This window comes from Arthrobacter sp. SAFR-179, from assembly GCF_059414945.1.
In genome coordinates, this window is the sequence record NZ_JBPFDM010000003.1 from 349223 (window position 1) to 367226 (window position 18004).

The following is an 18004-nucleotide window of genomic DNA, read 5'->3' on the forward strand; positions in this document are numbered from 1 at the left end:
GTGGGCCCGGCCGTGGGACTTGTGTCTAGTGACGTAACTTGGTCCTGGGCTGCTGCCAAGCGAAGAAAAGGCTGTGGGGGCCTGCTGATGCTGGCCCCCACAGCCGGTTCCGTTCCGCCGGGCTGCTACTCCCCGATGGGACCGACGGGAACGATCTTGCCGTTTTCCACCTTGTAGCCGTACACGGTCGGGGCCTGGAGCTCGCCCTTGGCATCCCACTTGTAGTGCTTGCTCAGGCCGTCCTTGTCGTAGGACTTGACCCAGGCCAGCAGGTCGGCGCGGCTTTGCTTGCCCGCGTCGATGCCGGAGAGGAGGACGGTTGCGGCGTCGTAGCCCTCGATGGAGTACGTACCGGGCTCTGCGCCCTTCGAAATGTCCTTGTAGGCCGAGGCGAAATCGGGGATCAGTTCACCCGGGATGCAGGGGCAGGTGAAGTAGGCGTTGCTGGACGCGTCGCCTGCCTGCTTGATGAACTGGTCATCCTTGACACCATCGGGTGCCACGAACGTTCCCGTGAATCCCTTGCCCACCAGCTGCTGGTCGAAGGGCGCGCCCTCAGCGTAGTAGCCGGCGTAGAACACGGCGTCTGCCTTGGCATTCATGATCTTGGAAATGACTGCCGAGAAGTCCTTCTGGCCGGTGGTCACCTTTTCGGTCCCGGCCAAGGCGCTGCCCAGGCCGGCAGAGGTGGAGGTTCCCAGGCCGATGCCGTAGTCGGAGTCATCCTGGACCAGGTAGACCTTCTTGGCGCCGAGCTTCCCGGTGAGGAACTTGGCGGCCGCCGGGCCCTGGACGGCGTCATTGCCGAGGCCCCGGAAGAAGGTGGTCCAGCCGTTGCCCGTCAGGCCGGGATTGGTGGCCGACGGCGTGATGTGGACCAGGCCCTTCTGCTCGAAGATGTTGCCTGTGGCTTTGGATTCACCGGAGAACGGGAGCCCGATAACGCCCAGGATGTCCGGCTCACTCACCAGCTGGGTGACGGGGCCGGTGGCCTTGTTCGGGTCGCCTTCCGTATCGAACTTCTTGAACTGCACCTGGCAGCCCGGGTTGGCCTTGTTGTGCTGGTCGATGGCCAGCTGGATGCCGTTGAAGATATTGACGCCGAGCTGGGCGTTGGGTCCGGTCTGTGCGCCGGCATAGGCCAGTGTGGTGGTGGCCGGGCAGGTAGCCTTTCCGTCACCGGCAGGCTTAACGGCGCCGGCGGGGACGTCCACTTTCGAAATGGCGGGGATGTTCACTTTGTTGGACGAGCCGGAGCTCTCAGTGTTGCTGGGGCCTGCTTGGTTGGCGCAGGCCGACAGCAGCATGCTGAACGTGGCTGCCGCTGCCAACGAAGTGAGGACTTTCTTTCGGTACATTAATCTGCCTTCCGAAACAGGACCGTGCGATGCGGGTGCGGAACGGGCGCGGTGGCGCCCGGAGCGGGACCAGGTATTCCTGATTTAGGTTCAAGCTAGTGCATAGACGGCGGGAAACTAAGTGACTGAGGTCACAGCCTTATAACAGTAGTTTCCTGTGGGGCATTAAACGCCGAAAGCCGCCTGCTGGGCAGGCGGCTTTCGACAGTCGGTGACGGCACCGTGATGGCGGAACATGTGTACCCCAGGTGGGACTCGAACCCACAACACGCGGATTTTAAGTCCGCTGCCTCTGCCAATTGGGCTACTGGGGCGCCGGGTCAATGGTACCCGTGAAAGGCGCATCGGCTGGAAACGCCAACGGCGGCCGGTCCCACAAGGGGGCCGGCCGCCGTCGGGCGCTGCAAAAAGGTGGAACCGACGCGCTACTTGGCGTTGGCCGCAACCGTTTCCTTCGGAGCGGCAGTGGCGGTTGAACCGGAACCGCCGACCGGAACGGCTGCCGGTGCAGCCGCGGGCTTCGGGGCGGGGGTTGCTGCCGAGACGAAGGCACCGCGGGGGTTGTCCAGGTCCATCAACTGGGTGGTGTCGCGGCCTGCGAAGAAGCCGATGATCCAGTTCAGGATGACGCGGAACTTGCGCTCGAATGTGGGCATGGCCATGCCGTGGTAGCCACGGTGGGCCAGCCACGCCAGTCCGCCCTTGAGGCCGATGCGGCCCAGGAGGTTGATGTTGGCAACACCCTTCCACTCGCCGAAGCCGGCCACAGCACCCAGGTTCTTGTGCTTGTAGTCCGCCAGCGGCTTGTCCCAGCGGGAAGCCCACAGGTTCTTGGCAAGGCGCTTGGCCTGGCGCAGGGCGTGCTGGGCATTGGGGACGCAGGTTCCGTCCGGCAGGCCCTTGCCTGTGAGGTCCGGAACAGCGGCGATGTCGCCCGCGGCCCAGGCGTTCTCCACGATGCCTTCGTCACCGGCGATGCGCAGGTCCGGCAGGACGCGGACGCGGCCGCGGGGCTCGAGCGGGAAGTCGGTGGAGCGGACCATCGGGTTGGCCTGCACGCCGGCCGTCCACACGAGGGTGTCGGCTTCGAATTCCTGTGCGGGGGTCTTGTCCGGCAGGTTGATGAGCTTCAGGGTGCCTTCGGCGCTGTCCAGCGAGGTGTTCAGGAGGACCTCGATGCCGCGGCTGCGGAGGTGCTCAACCACCCAGTCAGCCTGCTTGGCAGTAACCTCGGGCATGATGCGGCCCATGGCTTCGACCAGGACGAAGCGGACTTCCTCCTGTTTGATACGCGGGTTGTTGCGCACGGCAGCGCGGGCGAGGTCTTCCATTTCGGTGATGCATTCGATGCCGGCAAAGCCGCCACCGACCACCACGAAGGTGAGGGCCCGGGCGCGTGCAGCCGGGTCCGTCATGGTGGAGGCAACCTCGATGCGTTCCAGCAGCTTGTTGCGCAGCGCAACGGCTTCCTCGATGGTCTTCAGGCCAATGCCCTTGTCCGCAAGGCCCTTGATGGGGAACGTGCGGGTGATGGCGCCGGCTGCAAGCACGACGTCGAAGTACGGAATTTCAAAGTTTTCGCCGCCATCGGCGGGAGCCACCACGGCCGTACGGTTTTCGTGGTCGATCGAGGTGACGCGGCCCTGGATCAGTTCCGTCTGCTTGAGGTGCTGGCGGTGGGATACCACCGCGTGACGGGCTTCGATGTTGCCGCCGGCTACCTCGGGAAGGAAGGGCTGGTAGGTCATGTAGGGCAGGGGATCAACGACGGTGACGATGCCACCGGCATTCGCGATCTTCTTCTGCAGTTTCAGTGCTACGTACAGGCCGACGTACCCGCCGCCGACGACGAGTACCCTGGGACGGTCCTGGAGCTGTGGGGTGGTTGCCATAGTTTAAGGATAGCGCAGTTTGTGAAAATCTTCACTAACTTGCGCCCCGGTCAGTAATGTGCGGATTACTGCGCGAATGCACCCGTTCCACCAGCCCGGTTTCGGGCTCTTCCCGGGCAAGCGCAGGGTTCCGGGCGGCCCTCCCGAGTTGGATGGCAGCACCGGCGATGATGGCCACGAACAGGACAGCGAAACCGATAACGACGGCGGCGCCGATGGCACTGTCACGCTGCGAAGGGGCCTTGGCAGCGGGAACGGTTGCTTCGGGCAGCGTGGGTGCCGCGCTGGGCACAGAGGTGGCGGTGGGCAGCGGGGTGGCCGGCGCGGCGTTGCCCCGCCGGTGCACCCGGATCCATTCGGCGACGGTGCCGAGCGGGTTGACGGAGACCTGGGGGACGTCGGCCTTCAGCGCCGCCTCCGCATTGAGGATGCCGTAGCCGTACAGCGGGTCCTTGCCCGGTGTGCCGGCGTCCTTGGCCGTGGAGACGATCCTGTTGATCACCTGTTCGGCGCTCATGTCCGGCCACTTGGACCGGATCAGGGCGGCAACGCCGGCAACGATGGGCGTGGACCCGGAGGTCCCGGCCCATTCCGCGTAGCTCCCGCCGGGGAGGCCGCCCAGCAGGTTCTCGGCCGGGGCAGCCACCCCGATGCTGATTCCTTGTGAAGAGGCGTCCACGCTGGCCAGGTTCCTGCGGTCCAGGCCTGCGACGGTGAGGACGCCGGGAATGGTGGCGGGCGCGCCCACCTGGGTGTTGCCGCCCACGCGGTTTCCGGCCGCGGCCACGATGACCACGTCCTTTTGCTCCGCATACAGGAATGCGGCATCCCAGCTTTGGGGCCATTGCGGGGTTGTGCTGCCCAGCGAAATGTTGATCACCTTGGCGCCGTTGTCCACGGCCCAGCGGACTGCCTCGGGAATTTGGTCCTGGTCGCTCTTGCCCGAAGGATTGGCTGAGCCGAGCCAGGTGGAGACGGAAAGGAGCTGCGCTTCCGGCGCCACACCCACGATGCCGTCCGGCGGCGTGCCCTGCAGCCCCGGACTGGGGCTGGGACTGGGGCTTGCGGGCTGGTGTCCGCGGCCGGCCAGCATGGTGGCCACCAGGGTGCCGTGTTCGGGCTTGGAGCCGACGCTCTTCTGGCCGTCCGGCTGGCCTGATCCGGAGGCGTCGTAACCGCCGACGACAGCCCCCTTGAGGTCCGGGTGCTGGGCGTCGATGCCGCTGTCGATGACGGCAACCTTGACGCCGGCGCCCTTTGACACTTCCCACGCCTTGGTGATGCCCGAGTCCGCCAGCCAGTATTCCTTGTCGCGCCATTCATCAGCATTTGCGGCGGGTGCCGTGAAGAGGCCTGCGCAGAGGCAGCACGCCGCCAGGAGCACGGCCAGGACGGCGGCCGCCGCCCGGGGTACCAACGGGGTGGGAGCTGAGGTGGAGTGCATGGCCTAACCGATGCTCAGCGCGATGCCGTCAAGGATGTCGTGTTCGCTTGCGGTGGCCGCGGTGATCCTCCCGCCGCTCAACTCCCCCATCCGTTCCAGGATGCGTCGCCACACCAGTCCCCCGGCACCGATGACGTCCACGCGTCCGGGGTGCATATACGGCAATGCTGCACGGTCCGTCCGGGTCATGGACAGCAGGTCGGTGGCTGCGGCGCGTACCTCCCCAATGGGCAGTACTGCGCCGTGGATGGCGTCCGGCGAATATTCCGGCAGGCGGAGCGCATGGGCGGTGATGGTGGTGACGGACCCGGCAACACCGAGGACGGCGGTGGCGCGTTCCAGCGGCACGTCTCGTCCTGCGCGGGCCATGGCGGCGTCCACATCGGCTTCCGCGGCGGCAATCTGTTCCGCGGTGGGAGGATCCGCGCGCAGGTGCCGTTCGGTCAGGCGGACACAGCCGATGTCCACGGACTTCGCTGCCGTAACCCCGGCGGAAGTGCCCAGGACGAACTCGGTGCTTCCGCCGCCGAGGTCCACCACCAGCACCTGGTGGCCGTCCAGGATTGGCAGGACGCTGCTGGCGCCGGCAAAGGACAAGGCCGCTTCCTCGTCCCCGGAGATAACTTCCGGCTCCACTCCCAGCAGGTCCCTGATGCCGTCCACGAAGACGTTCCGGTTGCGTGCATCGCGGCTTGCGGAGGTGGCTACGAAGCGGATCCGCTCTGCGTCGTGTTCCTTGATCAGGCGGGCGTAGTCAGCAGTGGCGGCAAAGGTGCGTTCCAGGGCTTCCGGGGCCAGTTCGCCCGTGGCGTCCACGCCCTGGCCCAGCCGGACCACCCGCATCTCCCTGACGACGTCGGTAAGGGCCGTGTTGCCGTTGCTGCGGTCAATGTCCGCGATCAGGAGGCGGATGGAGTTGGTGCCGCAGTCGATGGCGGCCACGCGGGTCATTCCCCGGCCTCCGTGGCGCCGGCGGACTTCCGCACGGGGGCAGGGCGGCCGACGATATCGGGCAGGCCCTGTGGTCCGTGGCGACTGAGGTCCCTGGAGGGCGCCTCGCCGGTGGTGTCCCAGGCGCCGGTGCAGTAGCACCTGTCCGCGGTCCACCATTCGCTGATCATGTCCAGCGACTGGTCCCCCAGGGAGTTGACGCCGCTGCCTGCTGCCAGGGAATGGCCCACCAGGACGTGCAGGCATTTGACGCGGGTGGGCATTCCGCCGGCGGAGACGCCGTCGATTTCAGGCACGGGACCGATGCCTGACCGCTCCCCGATGGCGGCACGGGCGGCCAGGTACTGCTCGTGTGCTGTCCGGTAGGCGGCAGCGAGCCCGGCATCGCCGGCCAGCTGGTCGTTCATGCTGTTCATGACGCCTGCCGCCTCAAGCCTGGAAACCGCGGAGGTGATGACCGGGTGCGTCAGGTAGAAGGTGGTGGGAAAGGGGGTGCCGTTGCTGAGGCGGGGCGCGGTGGCTGCCACCAGCGGGTTCCCACAGACGCAGCGCGCCGGAATCTCCACGACGTCGCGGACGGGTCGTCCCAGCTGCCTGCTCAGTACTTCAAGGTCGTGTGCTGTCGGTTGGCGGGATTCGTCCCGGGCGGCTGCCGTGTTGTGTTCCACTGTCGCGGGCCGTCCTTCCTGTGCGGTTCAGTCTGTGGCCGCGCGCCGGATGGACTCCCACAGGGAATCCACCCACGGCAGATCGGCGGGGTCTTGTGCTGCTGCGCCGGCGGGGCTACTGCTTTCTCCGGCCGGCTCGTCGCTGCCAAAAACCCAGTAGCCGGTTTCGCCCGGCATAACCATGTTAATGCGGTCGCGGGCCTGCTGTTTGACGTAGTTGGGGTCCTGCCACCGTGAAACCTGCTGCCGGAGGGCGTCGCCTTCGGCCTGGCGTGCGGCGATATCGGCGTTCAGCGCGTCGATTTCGGCTTTCTTGTCGAAGAAAATCTTCACCGTGGGCGCCAGCATGATGGTGATGGCAATCATCACAACGGCCAGGGCCAGCATGCGGCCAGAGAACGCCTTGGCCGGGACCGGGTGCTGCTCATCATCGCCGGCCCGGGCGGCCTTGCCGTCACCGGAACTGCTGCCTTTGCGTCCGGCCGAAGGCCGGGCCTTGGCCCCCTCCCCCGCCTTCCCGGCGGCGTGTCCCCCGGCTCCATGCCCCCGGTGACCGCCCAAAGGTGGGGTAGGCGCTTTGGCATCCCCACCCTTGCCCGGACGGAAATCCGCCCGGATGACCTCGGCACGGCCGGAGGCTCCGTCGTCGGCCGTTGGGGCTGGACGGGCGGGGGCGACCTTGGGAACTTTGGGGCGGCGGGTAGCCATGACACTCCTGAAACGCAGCCTGCCTGGGCCGCCACTATCTGTGCTGGACAAATGCTGCTGCAAACAACAGCGGTGGCTATGGTCTTTCAACCATAGCCACCGCGGATGGGTTTAGGCGGTTACTAGCCCTTGAAACGCGGGAACGCGCTGCGGCCGGCGTAGCGTGCGGCGTCGTCCAGTTCCTCTTCGATGCGCAGCAGCTGGTTGTACTTGGCAACGCGCTCGGAACGGGCAGGAGCACCGGTCTTGATCTGGCCGGCGTTGGTGGCTACCGCAATGTCGGCGATGGTGGTGTCCTCGGTTTCGCCGGAGCGGTGTGAGGTGATGGTGGTGTAGCCGGCGCGCTGGGCCAGGCTCACAGCATCCAGGGTCTCGGTCAGCGAACCGATCTGGTTGACCTTGACCAGCAGGGAGTTGGCGGTCCTAGTGTCGATGCCGCGCTGCAGGATGGAGGGGTTGGTGACGAAGAGGTCGTCACCCACCAGCTGGACTTTGTCGCCGATGGAGTCGGTGAGGGTCTTCCAGCCTTCCCAGTCGTTCTCGTCCAGCGGGTCTTCGATGGAGACCAGCGGGTAGTCTGCCACGAGCTCGGCGTAGTAGGCGCTCATCTCGGTGGCGGACAGGGACTTGCCTTCGAACTGGTAGGCGCCGTCCTTGAAGAACTCGGAGGAGGCAACGTCCAGGGCCAGGGCGATGTCCTTGCCCGGGGTGTAGCCGGCGTTCTTGATGGCTTCCTGGATCAGGTCCAGGGCTGCACGGTTGGACGGCAGGTTCGGGGCGAAGCCGCCCTCGTCGCCGAGGCCGGTGGACAGGCCCTTTTCCTTGAGCACGGACTTGAGGTTGTGGTAGACCTCGACGCCCCAGCGCAGGCCTTCAGAGAAGGTCTCGGCGCCGATCGGGGCGATCATGAATTCCTGGATGTCGACGTCGGAGTCGGCGTGCGATCCGCCGTTGAGGATGTTCATCAGCGGCACGGGCAGGACGTGGGCGTTCGGGCCGCCCAGGTACTTGTAGAGGGGCAGATCAGCGGAGGCTGCGGCTGCGTTGGCGACGGCCAGGGAAACGCCCAGGATGGCGTTGGCGCCGAGCTTGCCCTTGTTGGGGGTGCCGTCCAGGTCCAGCATGGCCTGGTCGATGCTGCGCTGGTCGGTGGCGTCGAAGCCGGTCAGGGCGGGGGCGATCTGGTCGATCACGGCGTCGACGGCCTTCTGCACGCCCTTGCCGAGGTAGCGGCCCTTGTCGCCGTCGCGCAGTTCGACGGCCTCGTGCTCGCCGGTGGAGGCGCCGGAGGGAACGGCCGCCCGGCCGATCTGGCCGTCGGAAAGCAGGACTTCAACTTCTACGGTGGGGTTGCCGCGGGAATCGAGGATCTCGCGGGCGTGGATGGCATCGATAAGCGCCATGAATTTGCTCCTTATGGGCGATTAACGGGGGGAATCAGGCAGAAAACTCGACGTACTCGTCAGGGACTAGCGTAGTCGAGAGTGCTCCGGGTTACTCAAACCGGCCAAGGCCGGGACGTCATGATGCTGCTGGATGGTTTTGGTCAGCCTGGCCGCTTTGGTAACGGCGGACCGCTGCACGCAGGGCGCGCTCGGCGTCCATGCCGCTGTCCCGGGCGGAACGCACGACGGCGAGCAGCAGGTTTCCGAGTTCGTCCTCGTTTTCGGGAACGGGAATCCCCTCGGGGAGCCCCAAGCCCGCGCGGGCGGCCCGGTCCAGCGACTTGTGGGCCTTGGCCAGCGCGGGAAGGGCGTCGGGAATGCCTTCAAAGGCATTGACCCGCTCCGGGCGTTCGGCCCGTTTGACCGCATCCCACTTCTGCTCGATCTCCTCGACCGTTGCAGGGAAGCTGTCCTGCAGGGAACCGTCGGGTTTGAAGACGTGTGGGTTGCGGCGGATCATCTTGGCACCCAGGCCGCGCGCAACGTCGTCGAACGTGAACGCGCCGCGCTCCTCGGCCAGCCGGGCATGCAGCACCACCTGGAGCAGGACATCACCGAGTTCGCCGCGGAGTTCGGCGTCCGGGTGGCCGTCGTCGATGGCTTCGGCCACCTCGTACGCCTCCTCCAGGAGGTACTCCACCAGTGAAGCGTGGGTCAGGGCCCCCATCCAGGGACAGTGCTCGCGCAGCTGCCCGACGATGGTGACCAAGTCTTCAGTTGCTGGCTGGTCAGCCAAGGTTGGCGTAGGCGTCGTTGATGTATTCCACCAGCGCTTCCTTTTCCTCCAGGGGCAGGAAGGATGCCTCGGCGGCGTTGAGGGTCAGCTCCAGCAGGTCGTCGAGGTCGTAGTCGAAGGTCTCCACCAACAGGTTGAACTCATCGGTCAGGGTGACGCCGCTCATCAGGCGGTTGTCCGTGTTGATGGTGACGTTGAAGCCCAGCTGGTAGAGCATGTCCAGCGGGTGGCTTTCGATGCCTTCGCCGAATTCCGCGATCGCGCCGGTCTGGAGGTTGGAGGAGGGGCAGACTTCCAGGGCGATGCCGCGGTCGCGGACCCAGCTGGAGAGGTCCCCGAGGGTGACCAGGCCCACGGTGTCGCCGGCTTCCTCGTCGTCGTCGAATTCCACCATGATGTCCTCCGCGATGCGGACGCCGTGTCCCAGCCGCAGGGCCCGGCCGTCCACCAGCGCGGACTGGATGCTTTCCAGCCCGGCGGCCTCGCCGGCGTGTACCGTGGCGGGGAAGTTGTGCTGGGCGAGGTAGGTGAAGGCGTCCTTGAAGCGGCTGGGCAGGAAGCCGTCCTCGGCCCCGGCGATGTCAAAGCCCACGGCGCCCTTGTTGCGGTGGCGGACGGCCAGTTCGGCGATCTCCTGGCCGCGGTCGGCATGCCGCATGGCGGTGATCAACTGGCCCACCTGGATTTCGCGGCCGCTTTCGGAGACAGCTTCAACGCCGGCCTCCAGGCCGTCCTGGACTGCTTCGACGGCTTCATCGAGGCTGAGGCCCTTCTGGAGATGCTGTTCGGGAGCCCAGCGGACTTCGCCGTACACCACGCCGTCGTCGGCAAGGTCCTCGACGAATTCCTTCGCCACCCGGAACAGGCCATCGTAGGTCTGCATCACGGCAACGGTGTGGTCGAACGTTTCCAGGTAGCGGACCAGGGATCCGGAATCCGCTGATTCCCGGAACCACTGCCCCAGGGCCACGGGGTCGGTCGAGGGAAGCGTGTGGCCAACGGCCTCCGCCAGTTCGATGATGGTGGCCGGACGGAGTCCCCCGTCCAGGTGGTCGTGAAGGGACACCTTGGGCAGGCTCTTCAGGTCAAAATCGATGGCAGGGGCAGCGTCAACAATGGGCTCAGTCACGTTCCCACCTTAGGGTGGGGCGGCATTCAATGCCAGCCGTTCAAAGCCAGCCGCTACTTGGCCGCGGGGCCGGCCTCTGCCGACGGCATGACCAGGGCCTGGGTGCCGGGGCGCCCCTCATTCCCCGACGTGGAGGTATCGTCGCCCCACTCGTCAGACTCAGGCGCGTCGTTGCGGCCCAGCCGCTTGTGCCACCAGCGCAGCAGGTGGTCGATGACGATGCCCAGGACAATGGCGAATACGACGGCGATTCCCGCGCTGAGCAGGGGGTTGTGGTGCAGCCAGGGGAACGAGCTGGCAAGAACGCCGATGCCCAGGGAGTAGCCCACCCACGTGACGCAGGCGAAGGCGTCGAAAACGAAGAACCTGCGGTGCGAGAAGCCGGTGCTGCCGGCAACGTAGTTGACGGCCACCCGGCCCCACGGGATGTACCGGGCGGTGAAGATCAGGACGGCGCCGCGCTTTTCCAGCTCATAGCGCGCCCACGCGAACACCTTCCGGACTTTAGGCCGGCGCATCCAGCCCCAGCGGTCCAGGCCGATCTTGCGGCCGAGCAGGTAGGCCATGTTGTCGCCGCAGATGGCACCGATCAGGGCCGTGATGCCCAGGATCCAGAGGTTGGGTTCGCCGCTGTGCCGGGAGAATGCCGCCAACGCAACAATAAGGGTCTCGCTGGGGACCACCATGGCGAAACCGTCCACGAAGAAGAACACCAGCAAGACGGGGTAAATCCACCACTGGCCCGCTGCATGGAGCACGGCCTCATTAATAAACTCCACGCGGTGTTGCTCCTGTATAAAAAATGACACAGCCAAAGTGCCGCAGCCAAAGCGGAAATCGTTCCTAAGTGTCCCACGCGGGGGGCGCAGTCCGCTACGCCCCAATGCCCGGAATTACCCCTTAAACGCGCTGGTCAGGCGCCTGGTTCCCTGATCCGTTCCACAACGTTGGGTTTGCCCCGGAATTTGTTGATCACGAGGTCCACCACGATGCCCAGGGCCACGGCGCAGACGATGGCGATTGCCGCGCCCAGGACGTGGTTGTCTTCGAACCACTGGCCGAAGAAGAGCCCGATCGCCACGGAGTAGCCGGCCCAGAGGCTGGCCGAAAGGACGGTCAGCCCGATGAACCGAAAATGCGGATAGTGGGTGGCCCCAGCGGTGAGGTTGACGGCCACCCGGCCGATGGGGACAAAGCGGGCCACGAGGATCAGCGAGGCCGGCCGCTTCCTGAGTTCGCGGCCCGCCCACCGGAATGCGCTTTGCATGCGCGGCCCGCGCATCCATGCCCAGCGCATGGTGCCCACCCGCCGGCCCAGCAGGTAGGCGATGTTGTCACCGGAGAAGGCACCCACAGCGGCGACCAGGGCCAGGAGCAGCGGGTTGGGAACATCGGCGGTGGCGGCGACGGCTGCCAGGCCCACCACCACGGATTCACTGGGGACGGGCGGGAAGAAGCCGTCAATGATGCAGCAGGCCAGCACCAGGACGAGCACCCAGGGCTGCCCGGCTGCGGCGAGGATGAAGTCATTGATGGCCTGCATTGGTGCCTATGCTATGCGGTCGATGATGAGCTGCTGGGCGGGCCGCGAACCTTCCGGTGCGATAACCACCGCGTGTTCCAGGGCTTCCCTGGCACGGGCAAACCGCTCCGGGGTGTCCGTGAGCAGGGTCATCAGGGGTTCGCCGGCGCGGACCGTGGCGCCGGGCTTGGCGTGCATCCGCACCCCTGCTCCCGCCTGGACTGCGTCCTCTTTGCGGGCACGTCCGGCTCCCAGCCGCCAGGCGGCCACACCCACGGCGAGCGCGTCCAGTTCCACCAGCACACCGTCCGCCGGGGCGTAGACGACGTCGGATTCCCTGGCCACCGGCAGCGAAGCCCGGGGGTCGCCCCCTTGGGCGGCGATCATCCGGTTCCAAACGTCCATGGCACGGCCGTCCTTAAGGGCGGCGGCGGGGTCGGCGTCGTGCACTCCTGCACACGCGAGCATTTCCCTGGCGAGCCGGACGGTCAGCTCCACGACGTCGTCCGGGCCGCCGCCGGCGAGCACCTCCACGGATTCCTCCACCTCGATGGCGTTGCCCGCGGTGAGCCCCAGAGGCGTGTTCATGTTGGTCAGCAGCGCCACCGTGTTGACGCCGGCATCCTTGCCCAGTGCCACCATGGTTTCGGCGAGTTCGCGGGCTTTGTCCTCGTCCTTCATGAAGGCACCGCTGCCCACTTTGACGTCGAGGACCAGCGATCCGGTGCCCTCGGCGATCTTCTTGCTCATGATGGAGGACGCGATCAGCGGGATGGCTTCCACCGTGCCGGTAACGTCACGCAGGGCGTAGAGCTTCTTGTCTGCGGGCGCCAGGCCGGCACCGGCGGCGCAAATCACCGCCCCGATGTCCTGGAGCTGGGCCAGGATCTCCTCATTGGAAAGGTTGGCCCGCCACCCCGGAATGGACTCCAGCTTGTCCAGCGTTCCGCCGGTGTGCCCCAGGCCACGGCCTGACAGCTGCGGCACGGCCACGCCGAACACGGCGACAAGCGGGGCCAGCGGCAGGGTGATCTTGTCCCCTACGCCGCCGGTTGAATGCTTGTCCGTGGTGTACTTCAGGCCCCCGTCGGGCCGCCGGAGGCTGGAGAAGTCCATCCGTTCCCCGGACGCGATCATGGCAGCGGTCCACCGCGCGATCTCGGCGCGGTCCATCCCGTTGAGCAGGATGGCCATGTTCAATGCTGCCATCTGCTCATCCGCGATCGCGCCGCGGGTGTAGGCGTCGATGGTCCAGTCGATCTGTTCGGGGCTCAACGTGCCCTTGTCCCGTTTGGTGCGGATGATGTCAACGGCGTCGAACGCCTCGGTCCTGCTCTCGGTCACTGGGTCTCCTCCAGGTGTTCGGGACCAAAGGCGTCGGGCAGCACCTGGTCCATGGTCTTGATGCCTTGGGTGGTCATGAGCTGCATGTCCGGGGCACGGAATTCGTACAGCAACTGCCGGCACCGGCCGCAGGGCATGAGGACATTTCCAGCCCCGTCGACGCAATAGAAGGCGCGCAGCACACCGCCCCCGGTCATGTGCAGGTTGCCCACCAGGGCGCATTCCGCGCAGAGCGTCAGCCCATAGCTGGCGTTCTCCACATTGCAGCCGCTGACAATCCGGCCGTCCCCGGTAAGGGCGGCGGCCCCCACCGGGAATTTGGAGTACGGGGCGTAGGCGTTCTTCATGGCGGCGACGGCTGCTGCTTCGAGGGCCGCCCAGTCCACTGTTTGTGCGTTGTCCATGGCAGTCATCCCTTGACGTAAGGGATGCCGCTGGCGGCGGGGCCCCTGGATTTGCCAACCAGGCCGGCGACGGCGAGGACGGTCACCAGGTAGGGCAGCATGGCCATGAACTGGCTGGGCACCGGTGTGCCGATGATGGTCACGATGCTTTGGAGGTTGTCGGCGAAGCCGAACAGGAGTGCCGCGAAGAAGGCTCCCACTGGGTTCCAGCGGCCAAAGATGAGGGCGGCCAGGGCGATGAAGCCGCGCCCACCGGAGATTTCCTTGGTAAAGCTGTCAATGGCCACCAGGGTGAAGAAGGAGCCGCCGATGCCGGCGACGGCACCGCCGAGGGTGACGTTCCAGAACCGGGTGGCGTTGACGTTGATGCCAAGGGTGTCCGCCGCCTGGGGGTGCTCCCCCACTGCCCGGACCCGCAGGCCCCACCTCGTCTTGAACAGGCCAACCCAGACCACTGCGACGGCCACGTACATGAGGTAGCCCACCAGCGACTGGCGGAACAGGATGGGACCGATGATCGGGATGCTGGAGAGCACGGGAATGTCGATCACATCCAGGCCCGGCGGTGAGTTGAACTGGGCTTTGTTGGTTTGCATCACAGTGCTGAACAGGAAGCCCGTCACCCCGGAGACCAGGACGTTGAGGACGACGCCGACGATGATCTGGTTCACCAGGTACTTGATGCTGAACAGGGCCAGGACCATGGATACCACCGCACCGGCGATGGCCGCTGCCAGCAGGCCGATGATGGCGTTCTTTGTCATGCTGGCGACGATGGCTGCGGTGAATGCCCCGCCCAGGAGCTGCCCTTCGATGGCGATGTTGACCACGCCGACCCGCTCGCACAGGACACCGGACAGCGACCCGAACACGAGCGGAACGGCAAGCGTGACGGACCCCGCGATGAGCCCTGCAAGCGAGATGGCCGGCGTACGGGCGCCGCCCACCACCCAGATAAGGAATGCGGCCACGAAGATCACGATGAAGGTGACGGCCAGCCAGCCCGGAGCCGGCTGGTTCTTTGTCTTCAGGTAGACGGCGTATCCCGCCAATGCCACGAGGAGCACGGATAAGACGATGCCGCCGGCAAACGCGTTGATTTCCAGTGCGGGCAGCTGGAAAAAGTCTTCCCCGGTGGAGATTCCGAAGCTGGCAGTCTGGCTGGGGGCCAGGAATCCGAAGAACACCAGGGAGACCAGGGCGAAGACGGTGAGCAGGACGGGCGTCTTCCAGCTGACTGGCCTGGTGGCCGGTGCTGCGGATGGAGCACCTGCGGTGGGTCCTCCGGGCTGGGGTTTGCCCGGCCTGGACGAAGAAACTGTTGTGCTCATGCGGCACCTCCGGTAGTGGCCGCCTGCCGGGACCTGGCTGCTCGCGCGGGCTTCCTGCGCCGCGGGTTCAGTCCGAAGACGGCCCGGACCAGCGGCGGTGCGGCGATGAAAAGGACAATCAGGGACTGGACCACCAGGACGATGTCGATGGGGGTGCCGGTCTGGATCTGCATCTGGACCGCGCCGGCGCGGAAGGCGCCGAACAGCAGGCCGGCAGCGAAGGTGCCCCACGGCGTCGAACGTCCCAGCAAGGCCACCGTGATGGCGTCAAAGCCGTACGTGGCGGCGACGCCGTCCGTGAGCACCTTCTCGGTGCCGGCAACCTGGGCCACACCGGACATGCCCGCGAGCCCGCCCGCGATGGCCATGACCAGGATGGTGGAGCGGGAGACGTTGATGCCGGCGGTCTGCGCCGCCTTGGGATTGGCACCCACCGCACGGAACTCAAAGCCCACTGTGGACCGGTTGAGGAGCCACCACACCAGGACCGTGGCGGCGATCGCCAGGACGAACCCCAGGTGCAGCCGGTACTGGCTTCCCAGGATCTGCGGGTAGACGGCGCTCGGATCCAGGATGGGTGAAATGGGGTTGGACTCCCCCGGCCGCTGGAACGCCGGGGTGTTCAGCAGGTAGCGCAGGAAGTACAGCGCAATGTAGTTGAACATGATGGTCACGATGACCTCGTGGGCTCCGGTGCGGGCCTTCAGCAGCCCGGCGAGTCCGCCCCAGAGGGCGCCGCCAACGATGCCCGCCACCAGCACCAGCAGCAGGTGCAGGCCGAACGGAAGGTGGAGGGCGAAGCCCACCCAGGCTGCCAGTATGCCCGCCACGATAATTTGCCCCTGGGCACCGATGTTGAAGAGCCCTGCCCGGAATGCCAGCGCCACGCCCAGGCCGGCGGTGATGAGCGGCGTGGCGATGGTGAGGGTCTCCATGAAGGGCGCGAACTGGGCGGCCAACCCGTTGCCGCGCGGGTTGAACACGGAGCCCTGGAACAGCGCGATGTAGGAGCGCGTGGCCGCATTCCAAACAGCCGCCAGCATGTCCGTGGGCCGGGCGAAGAAGTAGCCCGCCGTGGTGGCCACTTGCTTGTCCGTGCTCGCGATGAGCAGGCCGCCGATGATCAGCGCCAGCAGCACCGCCAGCACGGACACGATGCCGCTTCCAGTGAAGATCCGCCGCAGCACGGTCCCGGAGCCGCCGGGAAGCTGCCCGCTTTGGGCCGTGGCCGGAACAGCAGAGGGCTGCATGGCGCCGCCGGCGGTATCGACGGCCACAACTGCGGCCGTGTCCTCCGCGGCCAGGCTGTCCTGGCCGGCGGCGTGCTGGGTGTCTTCGACCCGGGGGTCGTCTTTGGCGTGTTTGGGGGAAGGCTGGTCAGGCATGGTCGGCTCCCTCGGCATTGGAGGTGGCGGCCGGGGTGCCGGCCTGCGGGGTCTGTGCGTGTTCTTCCGGCGGGATGCCGGCCATCATGAGGCCCAGCACGTCGCGGCTTGTCCCGGCGGGGACGGTGCCCACCAGCTTGCCTTTGTAGAGCACCGCGATGCGGTCGGCCAGTTCCATCACTTCGTCAAGCTCGGTGGAAATGATCATGACCGGGGTCCCTTGGTCACGCTCCGCGACGATCCGCCGGTGCAGGAACTCGATGGAGCCCACGTCCACGCCGCGGGTGGGCTGGGAGGCAATGAAGAGACGCAGGGGCCGGGAGAGCTCCCGGGCCATCACGAGCTTTTGCTGGTTGCCGCCGGACAGCGTTCCGGCGGCCGCTGCGGCAGAGGGGGTGCGGACATCGAATTCGCCGATGCGTGCCTTGGCGTTCTCCATGATTTTCGCCGGGCTCATGCTGATTCCCTTGGCGAAGGGCGGTTTGTCGTAAAGATCAAGGACCAGGTTTTCCGCTACGGAGAAGGTACCCACGAGCCCGTCCACTTTGCGGTCCTCAGGGACAAACCCGACGCCGGCCTGCAGGACTTCCTTGACGGACCGGCCCACGAGTTCCCTGCCGTCCAGGACGATGGAACCGCTGACGCGTTCCTGCAGGCCCAGGATGGCCTCAGTGAGTTCGGTCTGCCCGTTACCCTGGACGCCGGCTATGGCCAGGATCTCACCGCGCTTGATATGGAAGCTGAGGTGATCCACCACGTGCTGTCCGTTGGGCGCGATGACGGTGAGGTCACGGACCTCGAAGGTGGTTTCCCGCGGCTGGGCCGGGGCCTTGTCCAGGGTCAGGCTTACGGCACGGCCCACCATCATCGAGGCAAGCTCGGTGGTGGAGGCGGCAGGATCGGCAGTGCCCACCACCTTGCCGCGCCGGATCACCGTGATGGTGTCCGAGACTGCCTTGACCTCGCGCAGCTTGTGGGAGATGAAGACGATGGAGGTTCCGCGCGACTTGAGCTGGCGCATGATGTCCAGGAGTTCGTCGGTCTCCTGCGGGGTCAGTACGGCCGTGGGCTCATCGAGGATCAGGACCTTGGCGTTGCGGACCAGCGCCTTGATGATTTCCACCCGTTGCTGGACGCCTACGGGCAGGTCCTCCACCAGGGCGTCCGGGTTCACGTCGAAGCCGTACTGGTCCGAGATCTCCTTGATGCGCTGCCGGGTCTGGTCCAGGTTGAGGAAGCCGGCCGCCTTGGTGGGTTCGGCACCCAGTGCCACGTTCTCGGCCACGGTGAAGACCGGCACCAGCATGAAGTGCTGGTGCACCATGCCGATCCCTGCCGCCATGGCATCACCGGGACCCCTGAAGGTAACGGGCCTGTCATCGATGAGGATTTCGCCTTCGGAGGGCTCGTACAGCCCGTACAGCACGTTCATCAGGGTGGATTTACCCGCCCCGTTTTCACCAAGGAGGCAATGGATCTGGCCCGACTCAACCACCACGTCGATGTGGTCGTTGGCCAGGAGCGTGCCAAAGCGTTTGGTGATCCCTCTGAGTTCAAGTTTCAAAACTCTGACCAATCTCGAAGCGCCCGGTGATCGACCGGACGGGATATATGGCTGCAGCACCAGCCTAGTGGCTGCAGTACCGGGAGGAGCCGGCCGGGCGCGGTAAACGTTCGGCCAGCAAAA

General features: G+C 66.2%; 16 protein-coding genes and 1 tRNA gene. All 17 read right to left on the reverse strand.

The features are described from left to right. Window positions 1-125 precede the first annotated feature (125 nt). The gene (locus tag ACR65K_RS08450) at window positions 126-1358 is read right to left on the reverse strand and encodes a branched-chain amino acid ABC transporter substrate-binding protein (RefSeq protein ID WP_440152241.1); all 1233 of its coding nucleotides are present in this window, start codon (window positions 1356-1358) and stop codon (window positions 126-128) included. Between the two features lie 240 nt (window positions 1359-1598). Beyond that, window positions 1599-1672: transfer RNA gene (locus tag ACR65K_RS08455), tRNA-Leu, on the reverse strand. Between the two features lie 111 nt (window positions 1673-1783). Then, on the reverse strand, window positions 1784-3250 hold the full coding sequence (locus tag ACR65K_RS08460) for an NAD(P)/FAD-dependent oxidoreductase (protein ID WP_440152242.1): 1467 nt from the start codon (window positions 3248-3250) through the stop codon (window positions 1784-1786). A 34-nt stretch (window positions 3251-3284) separates the two neighbouring features. Next, the gene (locus ACR65K_RS08465; protein WP_440152244.1) at window positions 3285-4694 is read right to left on the reverse strand and encodes a S8 family serine peptidase; all 1410 of its coding nucleotides are present in this window, start codon (window positions 4692-4694) and stop codon (window positions 3285-3287) included. 3 nt (window positions 4695-4697) lie between these two features. Next, window positions 4698-5645 carry a Ppx/GppA phosphatase family protein gene (locus ACR65K_RS08470; RefSeq protein WP_440152246.1) on the reverse strand — a complete coding sequence of 316 codons (948 nt, stop codon included), beginning with the start codon at window positions 5643-5645 and terminating at the stop codon, window positions 4698-4700. After that, a complete protein-coding gene (locus ACR65K_RS08475) occupies window positions 5642-6313 on the reverse strand; it encodes a DUF501 domain-containing protein (RefSeq protein WP_440152247.1) in 672 nt (223 codons plus the stop codon). Before ACR65K_RS08475 ends, ACR65K_RS08470 begins: the two co-directional genes overlap by 4 nt. Before the next feature lie 27 nt (window positions 6314-6340). Next, window positions 6341-7021 carry an FtsB family cell division protein gene (locus ACR65K_RS08480; protein WP_440152248.1) on the reverse strand — a complete coding sequence of 227 codons (681 nt, stop codon included), beginning with the start codon at window positions 7019-7021 and terminating at the stop codon, window positions 6341-6343. A gap of 122 nt (window positions 7022-7143) precedes the next feature. Next, window positions 7144-8424: a phosphopyruvate hydratase gene (eno, locus tag ACR65K_RS08485; RefSeq protein ID WP_056332399.1), complete on the reverse strand. Its 1281-nt coding sequence runs from the start codon at window positions 8422-8424 to the stop codon at window positions 7144-7146. Between the two features lie 118 nt (window positions 8425-8542). After that, the gene (locus tag ACR65K_RS08490; RefSeq protein ID WP_082566732.1) at window positions 8543-9133 is read right to left on the reverse strand and encodes a MazG nucleotide pyrophosphohydrolase domain-containing protein; all 591 of its coding nucleotides are present in this window, start codon (window positions 9131-9133) and stop codon (window positions 8543-8545) included. Between the two features lie 61 nt (window positions 9134-9194). Beyond that, window positions 9195-10331: an adenosine deaminase gene (locus ACR65K_RS08495; protein WP_056332403.1), complete on the reverse strand. Its 1137-nt coding sequence runs from the start codon at window positions 10329-10331 to the stop codon at window positions 9195-9197. Window positions 10332-10384: 53 nt separating this feature from the next. Then, window positions 10385-11110 (reverse strand): DedA family protein, encoded by a 726-nt coding sequence (locus tag ACR65K_RS08500; RefSeq protein ID WP_056332405.1) that lies wholly within the window; start codon window positions 11108-11110, stop codon window positions 10385-10387. A 134-nt stretch (window positions 11111-11244) separates the two neighbouring features. Further along, window positions 11245-11874 (reverse strand): DedA family protein, encoded by a 630-nt coding sequence (locus tag ACR65K_RS08505; protein WP_056332407.1) that lies wholly within the window; start codon window positions 11872-11874, stop codon window positions 11245-11247. A gap of 6 nt (window positions 11875-11880) precedes the next feature. After that, window positions 11881-13197 carry a thymidine phosphorylase gene (locus ACR65K_RS08510; protein WP_440152250.1) on the reverse strand — a complete coding sequence of 439 codons (1317 nt, stop codon included), beginning with the start codon at window positions 13195-13197 and terminating at the stop codon, window positions 11881-11883. Then, on the reverse strand, window positions 13194-13601 hold the full coding sequence (locus ACR65K_RS08515) for a cytidine deaminase (RefSeq protein WP_440152251.1): 408 nt from the start codon (window positions 13599-13601) through the stop codon (window positions 13194-13196). The genes ACR65K_RS08510 and ACR65K_RS08515 overlap by 4 nt, the downstream gene beginning before the upstream one ends. A gap of 5 nt (window positions 13602-13606) precedes the next feature. Then, a complete protein-coding gene (locus tag ACR65K_RS08520) occupies window positions 13607-14932 on the reverse strand; it encodes an ABC transporter permease (RefSeq protein ID WP_440152252.1) in 1326 nt (441 codons plus the stop codon). Then, complete coding sequence (locus tag ACR65K_RS08525) at window positions 14929-16317, reverse strand: ABC transporter permease (RefSeq protein WP_440152254.1); 1389 nt, start codon at window positions 16315-16317, stop codon at window positions 14929-14931. Before ACR65K_RS08525 ends, ACR65K_RS08520 begins: the two co-directional genes overlap by 4 nt. Continuing rightward, window positions 16310-17881 carry an ABC transporter ATP-binding protein gene (locus tag ACR65K_RS08530; protein ID WP_440152256.1) on the reverse strand — a complete coding sequence of 524 codons (1572 nt, stop codon included), beginning with the start codon at window positions 17879-17881 and terminating at the stop codon, window positions 16310-16312. The genes ACR65K_RS08525 and ACR65K_RS08530 overlap by 8 nt, the downstream gene beginning before the upstream one ends. Window positions 17882-18004 lie beyond the last annotated feature (123 nt).